The organism is Pseudomonas sp. IT-P176, from assembly GCF_949767245.1.
Lineage (GTDB): Bacteria > Pseudomonadota > Gammaproteobacteria > Pseudomonadales > Pseudomonadaceae > Aquipseudomonas.
Map to the genome: position 1 here is coordinate 59,793 of NZ_CATKPN010000031.1, position 18,330 is coordinate 78,122.

Consider the following 18,330-nt stretch of genomic DNA (forward strand, 5'->3'; position numbering starts at 1 on the left):
GTGTCTTCACAGTAAACACTCGGAGTTGCGTCATGAATGCGTTAACCGAAAACACTGAGATCCAGACCCTGATCGAACGCTACCGACAAGCGATAGTCGCCAAGGACCTTGAGGCGCTGATGGGCTTTTATGCCGACGACATCGTCTCGTTCGATGCGGTCAAGGCCCTGCAATTCAAGGGCAAGGCGGCTTACCGCGCACACTGGGAGGAGTGCCTGAACTATTGCCCGGGACCGCACCTGTTCGAGTTCGCACAACTGCAGGTGGTGCAAGGCCAGGACCTGGCTTTCGCCCACTGGCTGGTGCACTGCGGCGGGGCGGATGAGCAGGGTCAGGTCAAGGGCAGTTGGATGCGTGCCACCGCCGGCTATCAGCGGATCGGCGGGCAATGGCGAATCGTCCACGAGCATTGGTCGGCGCCCTTCGACATGGCCAGTGGCGCGGCGTTGTTCGAACTGCAGCCCTGATCGTCGGGTTTTTTACCCAACCTGCAATCTGCAGCCATAGTTGATCAGCCTGATGTGGGAGAGCCTGATGAAATATCTATGCCTGGTCTACAGCGACGAGCGTGTGCTGCACAGTTCACCTGACAGCCCCGAAGACGCTGAGTGTATGGCGTATGCCGAGTCGGTCCAGGGCAGTGGGCGGATGCTCGCCGCCGAGGCCTTGCAGCCAGTGCAAAGCGCCACCACGGTGCGCCTGCGGGGCGGCAAGCTGTCGATCACCGACGGTCCGTTCGCCGAAACCAAGGAGCAATTGGCCGGTTTCTACCTGATCGAGGCCAAGGACCTCAATGAGGCGATCCAGGTGGCCGGGAAGATTCCGGCGGCCCGGGTCGGCAGCGTGGAAGTTCGTCCGGTACGCCAGCTGAATCCCTGATCAGCACCCTAAGAACAACAATCAAGCAGGAGTCTATGTATGAGCATCCCTCACGCTGGCGCCCAGCCAGCAGCCTTCGAGTTGTCCATCAGCCGCCTGATCGATGCGCCGCGCAGCAAGGTGTTCCGTGCCTGGACGGAGCCGCAGTGGCTCGCCCAATGGTGGGGGCCGCACGGCATGACCACGCCGGAGTGCGAAATGGACCTGTGGGTCGGCGGCCGGTTTCGCACCCTGATGCGCGCACCCGATGGCAGCGAGTACCCCACCAGCGGGGTGTTCCTGGAGATTCATGCGCCGCAGCGGCTGGTGTTCACCGATGCCTATGCACCTGGCTGGATTCCTTCGGGCAAACCGTTCATGACCGCTGAAGTGACCTTTGACGACGTCGACGGCAAGACCCTCTACACCGCACGCGCCATGCACTGGAGCGAGGCCGATCGGCAGGCCCACGAGGGCATGGGTTTTCATGACGGTTGGGGCCAGAGCCTCGACCGGCTGGAGACCCTGGTGACCAGCGGCATGCCGGACTGATGCCGGACGAGGCGGTCAAGGCGCTGGTCGAGACGGTCTACCGCAACGACTCGCGGCGTATCCTCGCCACCCTGATTCGTTTGCTGGGGGATTTCGACCTGGCCGAAGAGGCCCTGCAGGAAGCCTTCTTCGTCGCGGTCGAACGCTGGCAGCGGGACGGGGTGCCGGACAATCCGCGGGCCTGGCTGGTGTCCACCGGGCGCTTCAAGGCCATCGATGGCCTGCGTCGACGGGCCCGGTTTGCCGCGTCCCAAGCACAATTGGTGGCGCAACTCGAAGAGCTCGAGGAGGCGCAATGGAGTGTCGAGGACGTGCAAGACGATCGCTTGCGCTTGATCTTCACCTGTTGTCACCCGGCACTGGCCGCCGATGCGCAAGTGCCGCTGACGCTGCGTGAAGTCTGCGACCTGACCACCGAAGAAATTGCCCGCGCCTTTCTTGCCGCGCCGGCCACCATTGCCCAGCGAATCGTGCGGGCCAAGGCGAAGATTCGCGACGCCAGGATCCCCTATCAAGTGCCGTCCCTGGCTGAGTTGCCCGAGCGCCTGGACAGCGTTCTGCGGGTGATTTACCTGGTGTTCAACGAAGGTTACTCGGCCTCGGTGGGCAGTGAACTGACCCGCGAAGACCTGACCCGCGAGGCGATTCGCCTGGGGCGCCTGCTCCTGGAGTTGCTGCCGGAGCCGGAGGTGATGGGGTTGCTGGCCCTGATGCTACTCAACGAGTCGCGGCGCCCGGCGCGCACTTCGGCCAGCGGAGAGTTGATCGTGCTCGATGAACAGGACCGTTCGCTGTGGGACGCGCAGATGATCGCCGAGGGCTGTGCCTTGATCGAGCATGCGCTGGGCCGGGGGGAAATCGGCCCGTATTGCCTGCAGGCGGCGATCTCGGCGGTGCATGCCGAGGCACCCACCGCCGGGGACACGGATTGGGCGCAGATCGTCGGTTTGTACGACGTCTTGCTGCAGGCGCTGCCTTCGCCGGTGATTGAACTCAATCGGGCCGCCGCGCTATCCCGGCGTGACGGGCCCTTGGCGGGGTTGACCCTGGTCGATGGGATTTTGCAGCGTGGCGAGTTGCTCGATTACCACCTGGCGCATTCGGCGCGTGCCGAGTTCTGTCGGCAATTGGGTCGCGTTGCGGAGGCGAGGGCGGCCTATCAGCGTGCGCTGGAACTGACCCAGCAAGTGCCGGAGCGCCGTTTCATCGAGCGGCGCCTGGTCGAGTTGGCGCGCACCTGAGGCGGGCGTCACTCGAGCATCCTGTCCAGCAACCAGCGGCCTGCCGGACCCGGCGGGTGCAAGCGTGACCAGAGCGCATCCACCGAGACCGGTCGGGGCCAGCCGCGAACCTTGAGCTCCTGCAAAGTGCCGGCGCCAAAACGCTCGACCAGCCAACGCGGCAGGGGTGCCCAACCGAACCCACCCTGGGCCATTTCCAGTAGCATCAGGTAACTGGGGGCCGACCAGACCCGCCCCTGGGCCCGGACCTCATACGGATTGATGATGGTCGCCAGGCGCAATTCGCGGTGTTGTTGCAGGGTTTGCCGATCGATTTTCTGCAGGCTCGCCAACGGGTGTGTGGGCGCGACGAACAGGGCGATCTCGGTGTGCTCATCGACGGTGGCGCTGTCCAGGTCCGGCGGGTAGCGCTCCTGCATTTCGGCGAAGGCCAAGTGCGCGCGCCCGCGTTGCACCAGGGCAACCAAGTCGTCGCATTCGGCGATCAGGCATTCCAGTTCGAGGTCCGGATAACGCTGTTCGAAAGCCTGCAAGGCGGCTTCGAAGCGATCCGATTGGTAGGTGTCGGAAAGCGCGACGGTGAGCTTCGGTTCAACCCCCAGGGACAATTGCGCGGCGCTCATTTCCAGGCGGCTGGTGGCGGCGAGGATGTCCTCGGCGCGTTGCAACAACACATGCCCGGCCAAGGTCAGGGCGGGCTTGCGGCTGCTGCGGTCGAACAGTGTCAGGTCGAGGTCGATTTCCAGGCTGGCCACCGCCGCGCTGATGGTCGACTGGCTCTTGCCCAGCTTGCGCGCCGCCGCGGAAAACGAGCCTTGGGTGGCTGCCTGGACGAATGCCAGCAGGACTTCATGTGAGGCCATGAACTATCGCCTTGATCGATGGTTAATGGTTATGAAGTATCGGTGCTGTGCCGGATGATGGCAACACATTCACCCACCGGAGCCGGCTCATGAGTCCTCATAAATCCCTCACTGAACGTGTGTTGCAAGCCATCGGTTTTGAACTGTTGGCGGTCATGCTGTGTACGCCTTTGCTGGCGTGGCTGATGGACAAGCCGCTGGTCGACATGGGTGTCGCGACCATTGCCATCGGCCTGATTGCCCTGGCCTGGAACGTATTGTTCAACGGACTGTTCGACCGCTTGCTCAAGCGTCTGGCGCTGGTGCCCAGTGCCGCGACCCGGGTGTTGCATGCCTTACTGTTCGAGGGCGGCCTGGTGGCAATCAGTGTGCCGCTGATTGCCTGGTGGCTGAACGTCAGCCTGCTGCAGGCGCTGATTCTCGACATCGGGGTGCTGCTGTTTTTCCTGCCGTACACCTATGTCTACCACTGGGTTTATGACGTGCTGCGGGAGCGGATGTTGCTGGCACGGGCAGTGTCGTGATTGACCTGATCTTGCAAGTGCGTCCCAACTCAGCGTCTGCTCGACAGTTGTTGCGGGGCCAGGAACGCATCGTGGAAGTAATCCCGGAACGCCTGCATCGCCGGGGTAAATTCCCGCTCGCGGTGCCAGGCCAGGCCCACACTCATGGGGGTCACTGGATCGGTGATGGTGAGGGTCTCGATGCGCTTGCCCTCCAGTGACCAGGGGCGGTGCACCAGGTCCGAAAGGATCGCCACGCCGCTGCCATTGGCGACCATGCTGCGCACCGCTTCCACGGAGCTGGTGCGCACCCGCACTTTCGGTTGCTGGTGGGCGTGTTCCCAGTAGCGCATTGCCGCCTGCTCGGCCTCGTCGACGGTCAGCAGGATGTAGGGCTCCTGGGCCACATCAGCCAGGCTGACAGCCGAGCGCTCGCACAGCGGGTGATGGCTGGGCAGCCACAGGCGTCGCTCGGAGTTGAACAGGATTTCCGAGACGATATCGGGGTGCGTGAGGTTCGCGGTCAGCACCACCGCCATGTCGAAACGTCCCTCCAGCAAGCCTTGTTCGATGGCCTGGCGCTCCTGTTCGTGGACTTCGATGGCGACATCCGGGTGCCAGTGTTCCAGGCGTTGCAGATGGTGGGGCAGGAAGTAGCCGATGACCGTGTAGCTGGCTGCCAGGCGCAGCCGGCCGCTGGCACGCACATCCGGCAGCGGGCTGTTGAGGGCATCATCGACGCTGCGCAGAATCACGTAGGCGCGGTTGAGAAAATGCCGGCCGGCATCGGTCAGGCTCATGCCCTGGGCCGAGCGCTGGAACAGCAGGGTGCCGAGCATGCCCTCCAGTTCCTTGATCGCGGTGGTCACCGCTGACTGCGAGATATTCAAGTGAATCGCCGCTTGGGAAATCTGCCCGATCTCGGCGGTGGCGACGAAATAGCGGACCTGGCGCAGGGTCAGTGACATTGAGACTCCGATTGAGCAGGTATCTGTTTTTCAGAAGATACCCTATCTGTTAATAGATCTTCCCAAGGGGTTGAGCGGAATTTAACGTGGCCTGCATGAAGTCACAAGCGTCAGGAGCACGTGTCATGCAGGCAGTAGATTTCAATTCGGACATGGGTGAAGGCTTCGGCCCATGGACCATCGGCGATGGTGTCGACACTGAGCTGATGGGGTTCATCAGTTCGGCCAATATCGCCACCGGTTTCCATGCCGGCGACCCCGGCACCATGCGCCGCACCGTCGAACAGGCCAAGCGCCTCGGCGTGGCCATCGGTGCACACCCGGGGTTCCGCGACCTGGTAGGTTTCGGTCGCCGGCACATCAATGCACCGGCCCAGGAACTGGTCGACGACATGCTCTATCAACTCGGCGCCCTGCGCGAACTGGCGCGAGTCCAGGGCGTGGCCCTGCAACACATCAAGCCCCACGGCGCGTTGTACATGCACCTGGCACGGGACGAGGAAGCGGCTCGGTTGCTGGTGGAAAACCTGCAGCGCCTGGAGCCCGACCTGCTGCTGTATTGCATGCCCGGCTCAGTCATCTGGCGCGTCGCGACAGAACTCGGCCAGCCGGTGATTCGCGAGTTCTACGCCGACCGCGAGTACGACCTCAGCGGCTCCATTGTCTTTACCCGCAATGTGCGCGCCCACGATCCGGACCAGGTCGCCGCGCGGGTGCTGCGTGCCTGCCAGGAAGGCCTGGTGCGCACGGTCGAGGGCCAGGACCTGGCGATCGACTTCGACTCAATTTGTCTGCACAGCGATACGCCGGGTGCCCTGGCGTTGGTCGAGGCGACACGCAAGGCGCTGGACGCAGCCGGGATCACGGTGCGCGCCCCTCGCTGAAGCTGGGTTTGGTACCGGGCGCTACAGACGTCCGGGCTGCCCATCGATGAATTTTTTGCCTGCCTTTCTACAACTATTCCAAAAGGAACAGACATGGCCGAACACACAGTTATCACCCCACTCCCAGGGACCTTCTATCGCAAAGCCACGCCGGAGTCGGCGAACTTCGTCGAGGTCGGTGCGCAGGTCAGCGCCGACACGGTGATTGGCCTGATCGAGGTCATGAAGCAGTTTTCCGAACTGACCGCCGGGACGGCCGGTCGTCTGAGTGCATTCCTGATAGAAGACGGCGATCCGGTGGAACCGGGTCAGGTCGTCGCAACACTCGACGACGAGTGAGGGCACGATCATGACCCAAGGCATCACGAAACTGCTGGTCGCCAACCGTGGCGAAATCGCCGTGCGGATTATCCGCGCCGCCCAGGAACTGGGAATTCCCACCGTTGCCGCGTGCAGTGAGGCAGACCTCGATTCCCAGGCCGCGCGTTTGGCCGACGAAGTGCACCTGCTCGGCCCGGCCCGTGCCGACAAAAGCTACCTGAATGTCGAGGCCCTGCTGGGCGCCTTGAAGGCCACTGGGGCCAACGCGGTGCACCCAGGCTATGGGTTTCTCTCGGAGAACGCCGACTTCGCCGAAGCGGTCCAGGCCGCCGGGGCAATTTTTGTCGGGCCCAGCCCACAAACGATCCGCCGCATGGGCGACAAGGCCGAGGCGCGTCGCACCGCACAAGCTGCCGGCGTGCCGGTGGTACCGGGTTCGCCTGGTGAGTTGTTCGACGTCGAGGCCGCACTCGCGGCAGCCGAGCTGGTGGGTTTCCCCCTGCTGATCAAAGCCTCGGCCGGTGGAGGTGGACGGGGTATTCGCCTGGCGCAGAGTCCCGCGCAACTGCGTGAAGAGTTCCCCCGTTCCCAGCGCGAAGCCCAGGCGGCCTTTGGCAATGGCGCGGTGTACCTGGAGCGTTTCATCAGCCGTGCCCGGCACATTGAAGTGCAGGTGCTGGGCGACGGTAAACACGCGGTGCACCTGTTCGAGCGCGAGTGTTCGCTGCAACGGCGGCGGCAGAAGATCTTCGAGGAAGCGCCGTCGCCGGCCCTCGATCAGCAACAGCGCGAAACCCTCTGTGCCAGCGCCGTACGCTTGACCGAGTCCCTCGGCTATCAAGGCGCCGGGACCCTGGAGTACCTGTATGACGACGCCAGCGGCGAGTTTTTCTTCATCGAGATGAACACGCGGATTCAGGTCGAGCACCCGGTCAGCGAGCTGATCACCGGCATCGACCTGGTTCAGGCGATGTTGCGAATCGCCGGCGGCGAGCCATTGGGCTTGCGCCAGAGTGATATCCGACTCAATGGCGCGGCCCTGCAAATGCGCCTGAATGCCGAAGACCCGGCGCGGGACTTCTTCCCCAGCCCAGGCCTGGTCGAAGAGTTGTCGTGGCCGCAAGGTCCGGGCGTGCGGGTCGACAGCCATCTGTATCAAGGCTATCGGGTGCCGCCGTATTATGATTCGCTGCTGGCCAAGCTGATTGTCCACGGTTGCGACCGTGCACAAGCGTTGGCCCGGGCGCGGGTTGCCGTGGCCCAGACCCGCTTGAGCGGCATGGCGACGACCCTGGGGTTGCATGCCGAGCTGCTGGAGCAACCCTGGCTGCAGGACGCCGACTTCCACACCGGCACCCTGGAAACCTGGCTGGCCGCGCGCCGTAGTGGAGGTGCAGCATGAACAAGCCGATCCGCTACAGCTTTGGCGCCGATGAACATCTGTTCGCCGAAGTCAGTGACAGCATGTCCCTGGAAGCATTCTTCAAGGGCATGGCCGTGACCCGTGCGGTCGAGCGCCTGGCCCTGGATGGCGTGCTGGATGTGTGCCTGGCCAACGCCTCGTTCCAGATTCGCTTCGATCCGGACCGCATCGCGCCCCATGACCTGCTCGAAGCGGTCAAGGGCGCAGAGGCCGAAGCGATTGCCGAACGCACCCTGCACACGCGGATCATCGAGATTCCGGTGCTCTACAACGACCCCTGGACCCACGAGACCCTGATGCGTTTTCGCGACCGGCATCAGGACCCGAGTGCCACGGACCTGGAGTACGCGGCGCGAATCAATGGCCTGGCGGACGTCGATGCGTTCATTGCCGCCCACAGTGGTGCGCCCTGGTTCGTCTCGATGGTCGGCTTTGTCGCCGGCCTGCCGTTCATGTTCCAGATGGTCGAGCGCGAGCGCCAGTTGCAGGTGCCCAAGTACCTGCGGCCGCGCACCGACACGCCGAAGCTGACCCTGGGCCACGGCGGCTGCTTCGGCTGTATCTACTCGGTGCGTGGCGCCGGTGGTTATCAGATGTTTGGCGTGACGCCGGCACCGATCTACGATCCGCAGCAGAACCTGGCGTACCTGAAAGAGCACATGGTGTTTTTCCGCCCCGGCGACATCGTGCAGTTCAAGCCCATGGATCGCGCGGCCTATGACCAGGCCGTGGCCGAAGTGGATGCGGGGCGCTTCGACCTGCGGATTCGACCGGTGGAGTTTTCCCTGGACGCGTTCCTCGCCGACCCCGTTGGTTATCCCAAGTCGTTGCAGGAGGTGCTGGCATGATCAAGGTACTCAAACCCGGTCTTGCCACCTCGGTACAGGACCTGGGCCGCGAAGGTTACTACCACCTGGGGATTCCGCCCTCCGGTGCGCTCGACCAATACGCCTTGAGCGCCGCCAACCAACTGGTGGGCAACCCGGCCGGGGCAGCGGCGCTGGAGTGCACGCTGCTGGGGCCGGAGCTGGAGTTTGCCGAAGATGCGTTGGTGGCGGTGTGCGGTGCGCACATGACACCACGGGTCGATGGCGTGGAAATGCATGCCGACACCGCGTTCACGGTCAAGGCCGGCCAAGTGCTGCGTTTTGATTTCCCCAAGGCCGGTGCCCGCGCGTACTTGGCGGTGGCCGGTGGCATTGATGTGCCGCTGGTGTTGGGCAGTCGCTCAACCTATGCGTTGGGAGCGCTGGGCGGGTTCCAGGGTCGCCGCTTGGTGGCCGGTGACGAGTTGCCGGTGGGTGTTGCCAGTGGCAAGAGCCGTGCGGGGGCCAGTCTGCCCATGGCCTTGCGGCAGTCGCTGGGGGGCGAAATCAGCTTGCGGGTGGTGCCGGGCCTGTACTACGAGCGCCTGAGCGAAGCGGCGGCCAGCAGCTTTTTCGCTGAGCCCTGGACGGTCGGCTCGGAGGCGGACCGCATCGGCTATCGCTTCAAGGGTGGCAGCGCCTTGAGTTTCCAACCCCGAGAGCAGCCGTTCGGGGCCGGCTCCGATCCGTCGAACATCGTCGACAGTTGTTACCCGATCGGCTCGATCCAGGTTCCGGCCGGGCTCGAACCGATCGTGCTGCACCGCGATGCGGTGTCCGGTGGTGGCTACGCGATGATTGGTACGGTGATCAGCGCTGACCTCGACCTGATCGGCCAGATGCAGCCCAACCAGAAGGCGCGGTTTGTCGCGGTGACCCTGGAGCAGGCGCTGGAAGCACGACGATCCTACAAGAAAAAACTCAGCTGCCTGAGCAAGCTGTTCCCTTCCTGATTCTGCCCGCCGCATCGCGCGGGCCATGCCAAACGGTACGCCAACGCCGCACTTCGGTGCGGTGACGGCTGCCCGCGCTTCAACCTTTGACTGGTTCTGGAGTTCACGCATATGGCTGCTTTATCGCAATCGAGTCAAACCGGGCAGGACCCGGCCAACCACCCGGTCCCTGCTGGAGCACGCATGGGCCGACTGTCCCTGACCATGGCCTGGTGGGCCGTGTGCAGCGCCATGTTCTACATCGTGGTCGGCGCGTCGCTGGCTTTATCCTATGGCACCCGCAATGCGCTGATCGGCATGCTCCTGTCGGTGCTCAGCTACGGGCTGATCAACAGTGTGCTCAGTCGGTTTGCGATTCGCAGCGGCCTGTCCGTGGCGCTGTTTTCGCGGTTGTTGTTTGGCAGCACCGGTGCCTGCCTGGCGACGCTGATCTTCTTTTCTACGGCGATCTACTACGCGGTGTTCGAGGGTTCGGTGATCGCCGTGGCGCTCAACCACTTGTACCCGGAACTGGTCTACCCGCTGGCCGCCTTGCTGGTGGTGCTGTACAGCGTGCCGATGATCCTGGGGAGCGTGCAGCACTGGCTGGACAAGCTCAATGGCGTGTTATTGCCGATCTATCTCGGCGGTCTGCTGGTGGCGGTGGGTTTGTCCATCAGTCGCTACGGTTACCAGCCGCAGTGGCTGGATTTCGGGCCGGCCAATCCCAGTGCATTTGGCTGGTGGGATTGCTTCGTCGCGTACATGGGCGTCTGGGTGTTGATGCTGTTCACCTTCGACTATGCCCGCTTCGGCAAGCCCGAGGATCAGACGTACCACGGCCGTTGGAACTTCGGCATGCCGTTCTACGCGGTGACTTTTTTGCTCAATGGCGCGGCGGGGATTTACCTGGTCAGCAGCATTCCCCATGAGGGCGCGTTGAACGAAGTCTCGGTGGTAATGGCAATCCTGCAACTGATGGGGCTGTGGGGCTTGTTGTTTGTCTGGGCCACGCAGACCCGGATCAACACCGCCAACTACTACCTGGCGACGCTGAACATGCAGGCGTTTTTCGGCCGGTTCGGTGTACGGGGTTCGTACCTGGTGTGGGCGCTGGCGGTGGGGGTGATCGTCTACGCCCTGATGCTGGCCGATGTGTTTGCCTACCTGCTGAAGGCGCTGGCCTATCAAGGGATTTTTGTGGTGGCCTGGGTCGGCGTGGCGCTGGCGCAGATCCTCTATGGGCGCAGTGATGTGGCGTCGCTTGCGCGTGTCTCGGCCTACAACCCGGCAGGTTTGGTGGCGTGGTTTGGCGGCACGGCGCTGGGGCTGATGCTGATGTTTGCCGGTCCGGGGCTGAGCAGCTTCTCCGCGCCGTTGACCGGGGTGCTGGCGTTCGGGTTGCAGTTCGCACTCTCGCGCAGGCAGGCGACAACCGTGGTGACCCCAACCTTGTAGCTGTCGAGCCCGCGAGGCTGCGTTAACGGCCGCAGTGCACAGACGGCGTCAGCAATCCCCACGCTTGCGAAACGCCCAGCGTCCGGCAATCACGGTAAAGCTGGCGACCAGCGCCACCAACACCCAGAATCCGTGCGGGTCGCCAGACAGCGGTACGCCGCCGACGTTCATGCCGAAGAAGCCGGCAATGATGTTGATCGGCAGGGCCAGTACGGTGACCACGGTCAGGGTGAACAGGGTGCGGTTGCTCTGTTCGTTGAGGTTGGCGGCGATTTCCTCCTGCAGCAGCTTGATCCGCTCGCCCAGGGCCGTGAGGTCGTTGATGATCAGCGCAAATTCTTCGGTGGATTTGCGCAACTCCTTGACGTCGTCCTTCTGCAACCACTGCGGCGGACGGTTGAGCAGGCGCAGCAGGGAACCGGGTTCCAGCGCCAGCAGGCGTTGCAGGCGCACCAGCACGCGACGGTTGGCACCGAGTTCGGCACGGTTGGTGGACAGTCGCGAGGACAGCAACTGGTCCTCGACCTGATCCACGCTGAGGCTGGTCTTGCGCACGATCTGGGTCAGCACCTCGCCCTGGTCGCGCAGCAGATGCACCAGCAACTCCAGGGGTGAGCGAAAGCGCTCACCGGCCTTGACCGAGGAGCGCAGTTTGTCCACCGAGTGCAGCGGTTGCAGGCGTGCGCTGATGATCAGCCGACTGCGGGCGCAGACCCACAGAGTCGAGACATCCGATGACACCAGGTTGCTGAGGTTGAACACTACATCGTTGACCACCGCCAGCAAGGCCGAGTCGACGTGCTCGATGCGGGTCGAGCGCGAGCCCTCATGCAGGGCTTCGAAGAATTCTTCGGGTAACGCCAGGTGCGCTTTCATCCAGCGCTCGCAGGCCGCGTGGGCCAGGTTCAGGTGCAGCCAGAGAAACTCATCGGCACTGTCGGGCTGTTGCAGGCGCTGCAGGGCCTGGGCCGAGGTGATTTCCCGAGCGGGTTCGCCGGGGCGAAAGCTGAACCCGTAGAGCAGGCCAAAAAGATCGGCGTCGCGGTGGCGTTGGTCGATGCTGTGGTTCATGGCGTCTCCGGCCGCCATGCAATTCACAGCGGCGCTTGAGCGGCATCATGGCAAGCCAATCTGACCGTTTCGTGACGCTTTGACGAACGGCGGCCGAGGCTCTAAACCGCTGGTCAGCGCGACTCAAGAAATCCTCGTCAGGGCCGATGACGGCTAGGCTGGTCTGCGCACTTCGGTGTCCGCCTTATTCCTGTCATGAGATATCACTCGATGTTTTTGCAAAAATCCCTGAGAGCCAAAATCCTCGCGTTGCTGAGCGGTAGCCTGTTGGCGATGTTGTTGATCGCCCTGGCCAGCTTTCACTTCCTCTCCGCCGGGGTGCAGAGTTACCGCAACCTGATCGAAGGTCCCCTGCATACCTCGCAGTTGATCGACGAGGCCAACCTGCAATTCAAGGTGCAGGTCCAGGAGTGGAAAAACGTACTGTTGCGCGGCAAGCAACCGGCTGAAGGGGACAAGTACTGGGCGCAGTTCCAGGCGCGCCAGGGCGACGTGCAGAACATCCTTGGCGAACTGGTGCGCCAACCCGGGCTCGAGCCCGCACTGAAGGCGCGCATCGATAGTCTGCGCGAGGCCCATCGAGTCCTGGGTGGCGCCTACCAGCAAGGTCGCGCGGCGTATCTGGCGGCGGGTGCCGATCCAGCCGCCGGCGACAATGCGGTCAAGGGGGTGGACCGTGCCACCAGCGAGCAGATGAGCGAGTTGGTCAGTGAGTTGCGCCAGCGCGGCAACCAGCAATCACTGCAGATCAGCGCCAGTGCCGAGCGCACTGTGCTGCTGGGGATGGTGGTGATGCTGGTCTCGGCGCTGCTGATCGGGCTGTTCAGCCTGTGGCTGGTCAATCGTCATCTGGTGGAGCCGATCCGCCAATTGATCGACTATGTTGCCCAGTTGAGCCAGGGCCGATTCAGCGCCCGGGTCGCCAGTGATCGGCAGGATGAGCTGGGTCGCCTGGCGGTCGCCGCCAACACCCTGCGCGACTTTCTCGCTGAAACCTTTGCCCGCCTGCAGCGCAGTGCCACGGACCTGGACAGCGCCAGCGGCGAACTCAATTCCATCGCCGGGCTGATGTCCCAGGGCACCAACGAGCAGTTCAGCCGCACCGATCAGGTGGCGACCGCGATGAACGAAATGTCCGCCACCGCCCAGGAGGTTGCGCGCCATGCCGCCGCTGCCGCGCGCGCGGCGGATGATGCGGACCAGTCGGCCCAGCAGGGGGAACTGGTGATGCAGAGCACCATTGATTCGATCACCCAGATGCGCGGGGAAATTGCCAACACCGCCACCGTGATCCGCCGCCTGGAAACCGACAGCGGGCGTATCGGCAAGGTCCTGGAAGTGATCCGCGGGATTGCCGAACAGACCAATCTGCTGGCGCTCAACGCGGCCATCGAAGCGGCGCGCGCCGGTGAAGCCGGGCGCGGTTTTGCCGTGGTCGCCGATGAAGTACGCAGCCTGGCCCAACGCACGGCGGCCTCGATCATCGAGATCAACCAGATCATCCAGAGCGTGCAGACCGGTGCCGTGGACGCGGCACTGGCGATTGAAAGCGGTCAGTCGCGCAGCAACGAGAGTGTCGAGCAGGTGACCCAGGCCGGGCTGATGCTGGAGCGCATCACCGAGTCGGTGGAAGCGATTCGCGACATGAACCGCCAGATCGCCACCGCAGCCGAGGAGCAGACCTCGGTGGCCGAGGATATTTCACGCAACCTGACCGAGATCACCAGCATCGCCAGCACCAACCTGGACAACGTGCAGCGCACTGAAGCGGCGAGCAATAACCTGCACGGCCTGTCTGGCCAACTCAATGCAGTGACGGCGCGCCTGAGTGCCTGAGGCGTTGGCTGCTCAGTGCTGGGCAGTGAGCGGCAGGCTGAAGGTGAACAGGGTGCCGTCCTGTTCAGAGGAGGTCACCTCGAGGTCACCGGCATGGGAGCGGGCGATCTGGCTGGCAATGTACAAGCCCAGGCCGAGGCCGGCCTGGGGCGCTCCGCTGGCCGGTCTGGAGTAGGGCTGGAACAACTGGGGCAGGACTGATTCGGCAATCTGGCCCTGGTTTTTTACCCGGAGCACAAAACGCCCCTGTTCGATCTGTGCGCTGACTTCAATGGTGCCATCGGCGGCGCCATGGACGACCGCGTTGGCGACCAGGTTGGAGAGCAGTTGTGCGACTCTTTCGCGGTCACAGTGAATGGCCGTCAGCTCGCCAAAACGGGCGATGATCTGGCGCCGTGGATGGACACAACGCACTTCGCTGATCACCTGCTGCAGGGTTTGTTCGAGGTCCGGGCAGGCGGCGATCACCACCGGAATTCCGCCACCCATGCGCCCACGGGCAAAGTCGAGGATGTCCTCGACCAGTTGCGAGGCCCGGCGTCCGCTGTCGAGTATGTGCTGGAGCAGGGTGTCGGTGGTCGGGTTGGGATGTTTGTGCAACGCGCGCTCGGCAGCCATGGTGATGGCAAACAGCGGGTTGCGCAGGTCATGGCCGAGCACGGCGATGAACTGTTCACGCAACTCGGCCGAGTGGCGTTCCTCGCGTAGCTGGGCCTCGGTTTGCTGCAGGTTCTCTTCGGCCTCGATCTGCAACGACAGCAGGCGCGCAAAAGATTCCACGGTGCTCTGGATGGTGCTGGACCTGAGCTCGGCGGGATTGGGGTCGAGTGCGCAAATGGTGCCGAAGAAACGTCCATCGGTGCGGAACACCGGCACCGAGATGTAACTTTCGAACTGGTACAGCCTGGGGGTGTGGTGCTGGCAATACAGGGGATCGTCACTGGCCTTGTCGATCACCACCGGCAGATGGCTGGCGCGAACCTGGTGGCAGAGGGTGCTGGCAATGTCCAGTTCGCCGCCCACCAACAGGCCGAAATCCAGCTGGTCGAGCACCGCACAGGCGGTCCAGGAGGTTCCGGTGACCCGCGCCACCGCCGCGAAACGCAGGCCCGTCATGTCTCGAATGACCTGGAGCATGGCGGGCACTGCACTGATGCGACCGATGGTCGCGATATCGGCTGCCACTGTTGGGCTCATGGGCCAAGGGTCTCTGCAAAGGGGGGCTGGTCGGAGTCTAGCCAACCAGCGTACGCCTTGTGCAGTTTTGAGGTGTGGCTATTTCGTCCACGTAAAAAAGCCGCACATCCCAAAGGTTGTGCGGCTTTTTTGCAGCGTGTTTTTACTTGTCTTGCACGTTGCTCAGGACTGCGCCGGTCTTGGCGTCGAGCTTGACGTCCCACTCGACATTCTTGGCATCACGGATTTCCACTTCGTAGACATAGGCGCCGGTGGTGGCGTTATGGTCCAGTTCGGTGTCGGTGATGTTGGCCGCGGTGGTGCCTGGGTGTTGGGCGAGGGCCGCCTGGTTGAGCTTTTCAAAGTCCATGACGGTGCCGGCCTTGAGCAGCCCCGGGATCTGGTCCGGGCGCACGTCAGCCATGGCGAAACCGGCGGTCAGGGTCAGGGCAGCGGCGGTGAACAGGGTGGTCAACTTTTTCATGGGGTCATTCCTTGGTTGAGCTGTTTAAGTGGGATCAGGTTAACCGGCGCAACTTAATTGATCCTTAATCCACGCCGGCCGCGCTTTGCGCCATTTGTTCAATCCTCGCATATCAAAGCGTTTCATGCTGGACCCACGTCAAGGGAGGTTCATATGAAACGCTGGTTAACAACGCTGTATGCCCCGGTTTTCCTGGGTGGATTCCTCGCTCTCGGTATCGCTGTAGTCGGTGTCGCAGGCCGTTCGCCCGGGTGGCTGCTGGTGATTTTTCTCTGTGCCCTGCTGGTGTCGTTCCTGGCCGAACGGGCGCTGCCGTATGAACCGCAGTGGAACCGCAACCAGGGTGATGGCTGGCGCGATGTGGCCCATGCACTGGTCAACGAAGCCTGCAATGGGCTGGCGTTGCTGATCTTGCCGGGGCTGGTGGCGCTGTTGTCGTTCGAGGGCCTGTGGCCCGGCAGTTGGCCGCTGTGGGGGCAGTTGCTGCTGGCGATCGGGATTGCCGATGCGGGCGTCAGCCTGACCCACTACGTCAGTCACCACGTGCCCTGGATGTGGCGGTTGCATGCGGTGCATCACAGTGTCCAGCGGCTCTATGGCTTCAACGGCTTGATGAAACATCCGCTGCACCAGATGCTCGAGGCGGCGGTGGGGTTTTTGCCCTTGATCGTGTTGGGTATTCCGCTGGACGTGGCCTTGCTGCTGGCGTTCGCCATCAGTCTGCAGTTGCTGTTGCAGCACTCCAACGTCGACATGACCCCGGGAGTGTTGTCCCAGGTGTTCGCCTGGGCGCCGGTCCACCGCCTGCACCACATGAAGTACGGTGCAGCGGGCAATGTGAATTTCGGTCTGTTTTTCAATCTGTGGGACCGTTTGCTCGGCACCGCCCTGCACGCCGGCGCGTATTCGATCAGGCAGGGTGAATTGGGGATTGGCAATCGCGCGGATTATCCCCAGGGGTATGTCGAGCAACTGCTGGAGCCGTTCAAGCCCGAGCAATTCAGTGACGAGCCGCAGGTGCCAGAGGCGTTGCGTCGCTAACGGCTCAGTCGAGCAGGCGGATATCCAAGCCGTTCAAGCCCTGGCTGGCGGTCACCCCGAAGATTTTCTTCAGGCTGCGCGACAGGTGCGCGGCGTCGGCGAACCCCGCATCGTGGGCGGCCACTGTGAGATTGCTGCCAGACAGCATCAGCGCCATGGCCAGGCGCAGACGGCGCCAGAGCACCAGGCGCCGAACGGGTAGACCAACCTGGCGGGCGAACAGCCGCTCCAGTTGGCTCAGGGAAACATGGGCCTGCGCGGCCAGGGACGCCGCCGAGACCTTGCCTGCCAGCAAGCCATCCAGGGCCTGCAGGGCACGGCCGATGCGTGGGTCGTTGAAAGGGCGCCGTGGGCACTGCAGCACAGCCTGGGCAATGGCCGGCAAGGACGGCTCGACGTCGGCCAGGCAGTCCTGCAGGGCCTGGGCCTCGAACATCAAGGGCTCGGCGTAGATACACAGGACGTTGTCCGAGCCGTGCATGATGGCGTGCGTGCGCAGCGATTCGATAAACAGCCGGCCGGTGACCTGGGGGGTACCCTCCAGGCTGACCTGCAGCGGTTGGCCGCCAGCGATGATCAACTGATGGGCGTAGTGCGCATGGGGCGCGGTGCGCCCCAATCTGCCGTGGACCAGGCCATAGTCGCGGCCCAGCCACAGTTGGCCTTTCCACTCGTGCTCGTTGCTCACTCAGTAGCCGTTGCGTTCAAGCAACTGGGCCACGCTGCCGGTTGCCGGGCGCTGGTAGTACTTGAGCAGTTCGCTGGCGCGGTTGGTGAAGATGCCGTCGACTCCGGCGTCCATCACTTTCTGGAAGTCGACGTCTTCGTCGATGGTGTAGACGTGCACCAGCAGGCCCTGGTCGTGGGTGTACTGGTTCATCCAGGGCTGTACGAGGTTGGCATAACTCTGGTCACCGAGGTGCGTCAGGGTCGCGGACGGGCCCGTGCCGATTGCGCCCTGGGCCTTGGCGTAGTCGACCCATTGCTCGAAGGCGGCGTGGTCCTTGGGTTGCTGCCTGGCATAGAAGGTGGCCTTGTCCTTGTCCCCGGACTCGGCGAACTTGACCTTGGACTTGGGCTCGATGCTGCCCTCGGCGACCCACAGCAGCAGGATCTTCGGCACCTGGGGCATTTCCTGGTGCAGCATCTGCAGGCTGTTTTTGTCGAATGTCTGCAGCACGACCTTGCCTTTGCCCTGGCCCACACCCAGCGCGCTCTTGGCCAGTTTGGAGCCAGCAGGGCTGAGCCAGCCGCGGTCTTGCAGCTTGTCCTTGAGGTCGCGTTCGATCCCCGGGAATTGCTGGGGCTCCTTGGTCTCGATGTACAAGCCGGGTTTGTGCAGCGGGTTGCCTTGGGCGATGTCGATGACTTCGTCCAGCGTGAGGATTTTCAGGCCTGCATACGCAGGGCGGGCGCGGTCCGGGTAGGCGCTGTTGAACCAGCTGCCAGCATCGAGGGTTTTCAGCTCGGCGAGGGTGAAGGCGTTGGCCGGGCTGTCCTTGCGATCAGGGAATTTTCTGGCAACGTCGGTGGTGCGTTGCAGGTCGTCGTCGTGCAGGGCGAACAACACGCCGTCCTTGCTGCGTTGCAGGTCCAGTTCCAGGTAGTCGGCCCCCAGGTCGCGCGCCAGTTTGTAGGCGGCGGCGGTGGATTCCGGGGCATCGAAGGAGGCGCCGCGGTGGGCGATCACGGCCGGGTGCGGGATGCCGTTGGCGGTGGCCAGCGCGTTCGGACCGGGTTGGCTGAGAGCCTGTGCCTGGCCGACGCCGAGCATCAGGCTCAGCAGCAGGGCGCTGTGGGTGAAGTTGACAGGCATGGTCGAGGTCCTTTCGTCAGTCGTTTTGCAAAGGACT

20 protein-coding genes and 1 pseudogene are annotated in these 18,330 nt (G+C 63.4%); 14 read left to right on the forward strand and 7 right to left on the reverse strand.

What is annotated here, in order from left to right:
* Nucleotides 1–32: 32 nt before the first annotated feature.
* The 4 genes from ACM6IP_RS04540 (at nt 33) to ACM6IP_RS04555 (ending at nt 2,651) form a co-directional block, all read left to right on the forward strand.
* Nucleotides 33–467 carry a YybH family protein gene (locus tag ACM6IP_RS04540; RefSeq protein ID WP_414861042.1) on the forward strand — a complete coding sequence of 145 codons (435 nt, stop codon included), beginning with the start codon at nt 33–35 and terminating at the stop codon, nt 465–467.
* A gap of 67 nt (nt 468–534) precedes the next feature.
* The gene (locus ACM6IP_RS04545) at nt 535–879 is read left to right on the forward strand and encodes a YciI family protein (RefSeq protein WP_159997554.1); all 345 of its coding nucleotides are present in this window, start codon (nt 535–537) and stop codon (nt 877–879) included.
* A gap of 39 nt (nt 880–918) precedes the next feature.
* Nucleotides 919–1,410 (forward strand): SRPBCC family protein, encoded by a 492-nt coding sequence (locus tag ACM6IP_RS04550; RefSeq protein WP_414861043.1) that lies wholly within the window; start codon nt 919–921, stop codon nt 1,408–1,410.
* Nucleotides 1,410–2,651, forward strand: a complete 1,242-nt coding sequence (locus ACM6IP_RS04555) for an RNA polymerase sigma factor (protein WP_414861044.1) — start codon at nt 1,410–1,412, stop codon at nt 2,649–2,651. Before ACM6IP_RS04550 ends, ACM6IP_RS04555 begins: the two co-directional genes overlap by 1 nt.
* A gap of 8 nt (nt 2,652–2,659) precedes the next feature.
* On the opposite strand, the gene ACM6IP_RS04560 is transcribed toward ACM6IP_RS04555, so the two are convergent.
* Nucleotides 2,660–3,514, reverse strand: a complete 855-nt coding sequence (locus ACM6IP_RS04560) for a LysR family transcriptional regulator (RefSeq protein WP_401129512.1) — start codon at nt 3,512–3,514, stop codon at nt 2,660–2,662.
* Nucleotides 3,515–3,603: 89 nt separating this feature from the next.
* Between ACM6IP_RS04560 and ACM6IP_RS04565 the strand changes: the two genes are divergently transcribed.
* The gene (locus ACM6IP_RS04565; protein ID WP_095169789.1) at nt 3,604–4,038 is read left to right on the forward strand and encodes a multidrug/biocide efflux PACE transporter; all 435 of its coding nucleotides are present in this window, start codon (nt 3,604–3,606) and stop codon (nt 4,036–4,038) included.
* A gap of 29 nt (nt 4,039–4,067) precedes the next feature.
* On the opposite strand, the gene ACM6IP_RS04570 is transcribed toward ACM6IP_RS04565, so the two are convergent.
* Nucleotides 4,068–4,985, reverse strand: a complete 918-nt coding sequence (locus tag ACM6IP_RS04570) for a LysR family transcriptional regulator (protein WP_095169788.1) — start codon at nt 4,983–4,985, stop codon at nt 4,068–4,070.
* A gap of 125 nt (nt 4,986–5,110) precedes the next feature.
* On the opposite strand from ACM6IP_RS04570, the gene ACM6IP_RS04575 reads away from it, so the two are divergent.
* From ACM6IP_RS04575 to ACM6IP_RS04600, 6 genes are all read left to right on the forward strand, one after another.
* Nucleotides 5,111–5,869, forward strand: coding sequence for a 5-oxoprolinase subunit PxpA (locus tag ACM6IP_RS04575; protein ID WP_095169787.1), 759 nt, complete (start codon nt 5,111–5,113; stop codon nt 5,867–5,869).
* A gap of 93 nt (nt 5,870–5,962) precedes the next feature.
* A complete protein-coding gene (locus ACM6IP_RS04580; protein WP_095169786.1) occupies nt 5,963–6,208 on the forward strand; it encodes an acetyl-CoA carboxylase in 246 nt (81 codons plus the stop codon).
* 10 nt (nt 6,209–6,218) lie between these two features.
* Nucleotides 6,219–7,592 (forward strand): acetyl-CoA carboxylase biotin carboxylase subunit, encoded by a 1,374-nt coding sequence (locus tag ACM6IP_RS04585; protein WP_414861045.1) that lies wholly within the window; start codon nt 6,219–6,221, stop codon nt 7,590–7,592.
* A complete protein-coding gene (locus tag ACM6IP_RS04590; protein WP_095169784.1) occupies nt 7,589–8,461 on the forward strand; it encodes a 5-oxoprolinase subunit B family protein in 873 nt (290 codons plus the stop codon). Before ACM6IP_RS04585 ends, ACM6IP_RS04590 begins: the two co-directional genes overlap by 4 nt.
* Nucleotides 8,458–9,432: a biotin-dependent carboxyltransferase family protein gene (locus ACM6IP_RS04595; protein ID WP_414861046.1), complete on the forward strand. Its 975-nt coding sequence runs from the start codon at nt 8,458–8,460 to the stop codon at nt 9,430–9,432. Before ACM6IP_RS04590 ends, ACM6IP_RS04595 begins: the two co-directional genes overlap by 4 nt.
* 183 nt (nt 9,433–9,615) lie before the next feature.
* Nucleotides 9,616–10,869, forward strand: coding sequence for a purine-cytosine permease family protein (locus ACM6IP_RS04600; RefSeq protein WP_256585508.1), 1,254 nt, complete (start codon nt 9,616–9,618; stop codon nt 10,867–10,869).
* Nucleotides 10,870–10,917: 48 nt separating this feature from the next.
* Here ACM6IP_RS04600 and ACM6IP_RS04605 read toward each other — a convergent pair whose 3' ends face one another.
* Nucleotides 10,918–11,940, reverse strand: coding sequence for a transporter (locus tag ACM6IP_RS04605; RefSeq protein WP_095169781.1), 1,023 nt, complete (start codon nt 11,938–11,940; stop codon nt 10,918–10,920).
* A 792-nt stretch (nt 11,941–12,732) separates the two neighbouring features.
* Between ACM6IP_RS04605 and ACM6IP_RS04610 the strand changes: the two are divergent.
* A pseudogene (locus ACM6IP_RS04610) lies at nt 12,733–12,843 on the forward strand (hypothetical protein); the annotation flags it as partial.
* Between the two features lie 228 nt (nt 12,844–13,071).
* Nucleotides 13,072–13,776, forward strand: a complete 705-nt coding sequence (locus ACM6IP_RS04615; RefSeq protein WP_414861059.1) for a methyl-accepting chemotaxis protein — start codon at nt 13,072–13,074, stop codon at nt 13,774–13,776.
* Nucleotides 13,777–13,788: 12 nt separating this feature from the next.
* On the opposite strand, the gene ACM6IP_RS04620 is transcribed toward ACM6IP_RS04615, so the two are convergent.
* Nucleotides 13,789–14,973 carry an ATP-binding protein gene (locus ACM6IP_RS04620; RefSeq protein ID WP_414861047.1) on the reverse strand — a complete coding sequence of 395 codons (1,185 nt, stop codon included), beginning with the start codon at nt 14,971–14,973 and terminating at the stop codon, nt 13,789–13,791.
* A 142-nt stretch (nt 14,974–15,115) separates the two neighbouring features.
* Nucleotides 15,116–15,436, reverse strand: coding sequence for a PepSY domain-containing protein (locus ACM6IP_RS04625; protein WP_095169778.1), 321 nt, complete (start codon nt 15,434–15,436; stop codon nt 15,116–15,118).
* Nucleotides 15,437–15,589: 153 nt separating this feature from the next.
* On the opposite strand from ACM6IP_RS04625, the gene ACM6IP_RS04630 reads away from it, so the two are divergent.
* Entirely contained in the window at nt 15,590–16,477 is an 888-nt protein-coding gene (locus ACM6IP_RS04630) for a sterol desaturase family protein (RefSeq protein WP_414861048.1), read from the forward strand.
* A 4-nt stretch (nt 16,478–16,481) separates the two neighbouring features.
* Here the strand turns inward: ACM6IP_RS04630 and ACM6IP_RS04635 are convergent, their stop codons facing one another.
* The gene (locus ACM6IP_RS04635; protein ID WP_414861049.1) at nt 16,482–17,165 is read right to left on the reverse strand and encodes a helix-turn-helix domain-containing protein; all 684 of its coding nucleotides are present in this window, start codon (nt 17,163–17,165) and stop codon (nt 16,482–16,484) included.
* Nucleotides 17,166–18,293: a glycerophosphodiester phosphodiesterase gene (locus ACM6IP_RS04640; protein ID WP_401129491.1), complete on the reverse strand. Its 1,128-nt coding sequence runs from the start codon at nt 18,291–18,293 to the stop codon at nt 17,166–17,168.
* Nucleotides 18,294–18,330 lie beyond the last annotated feature (37 nt).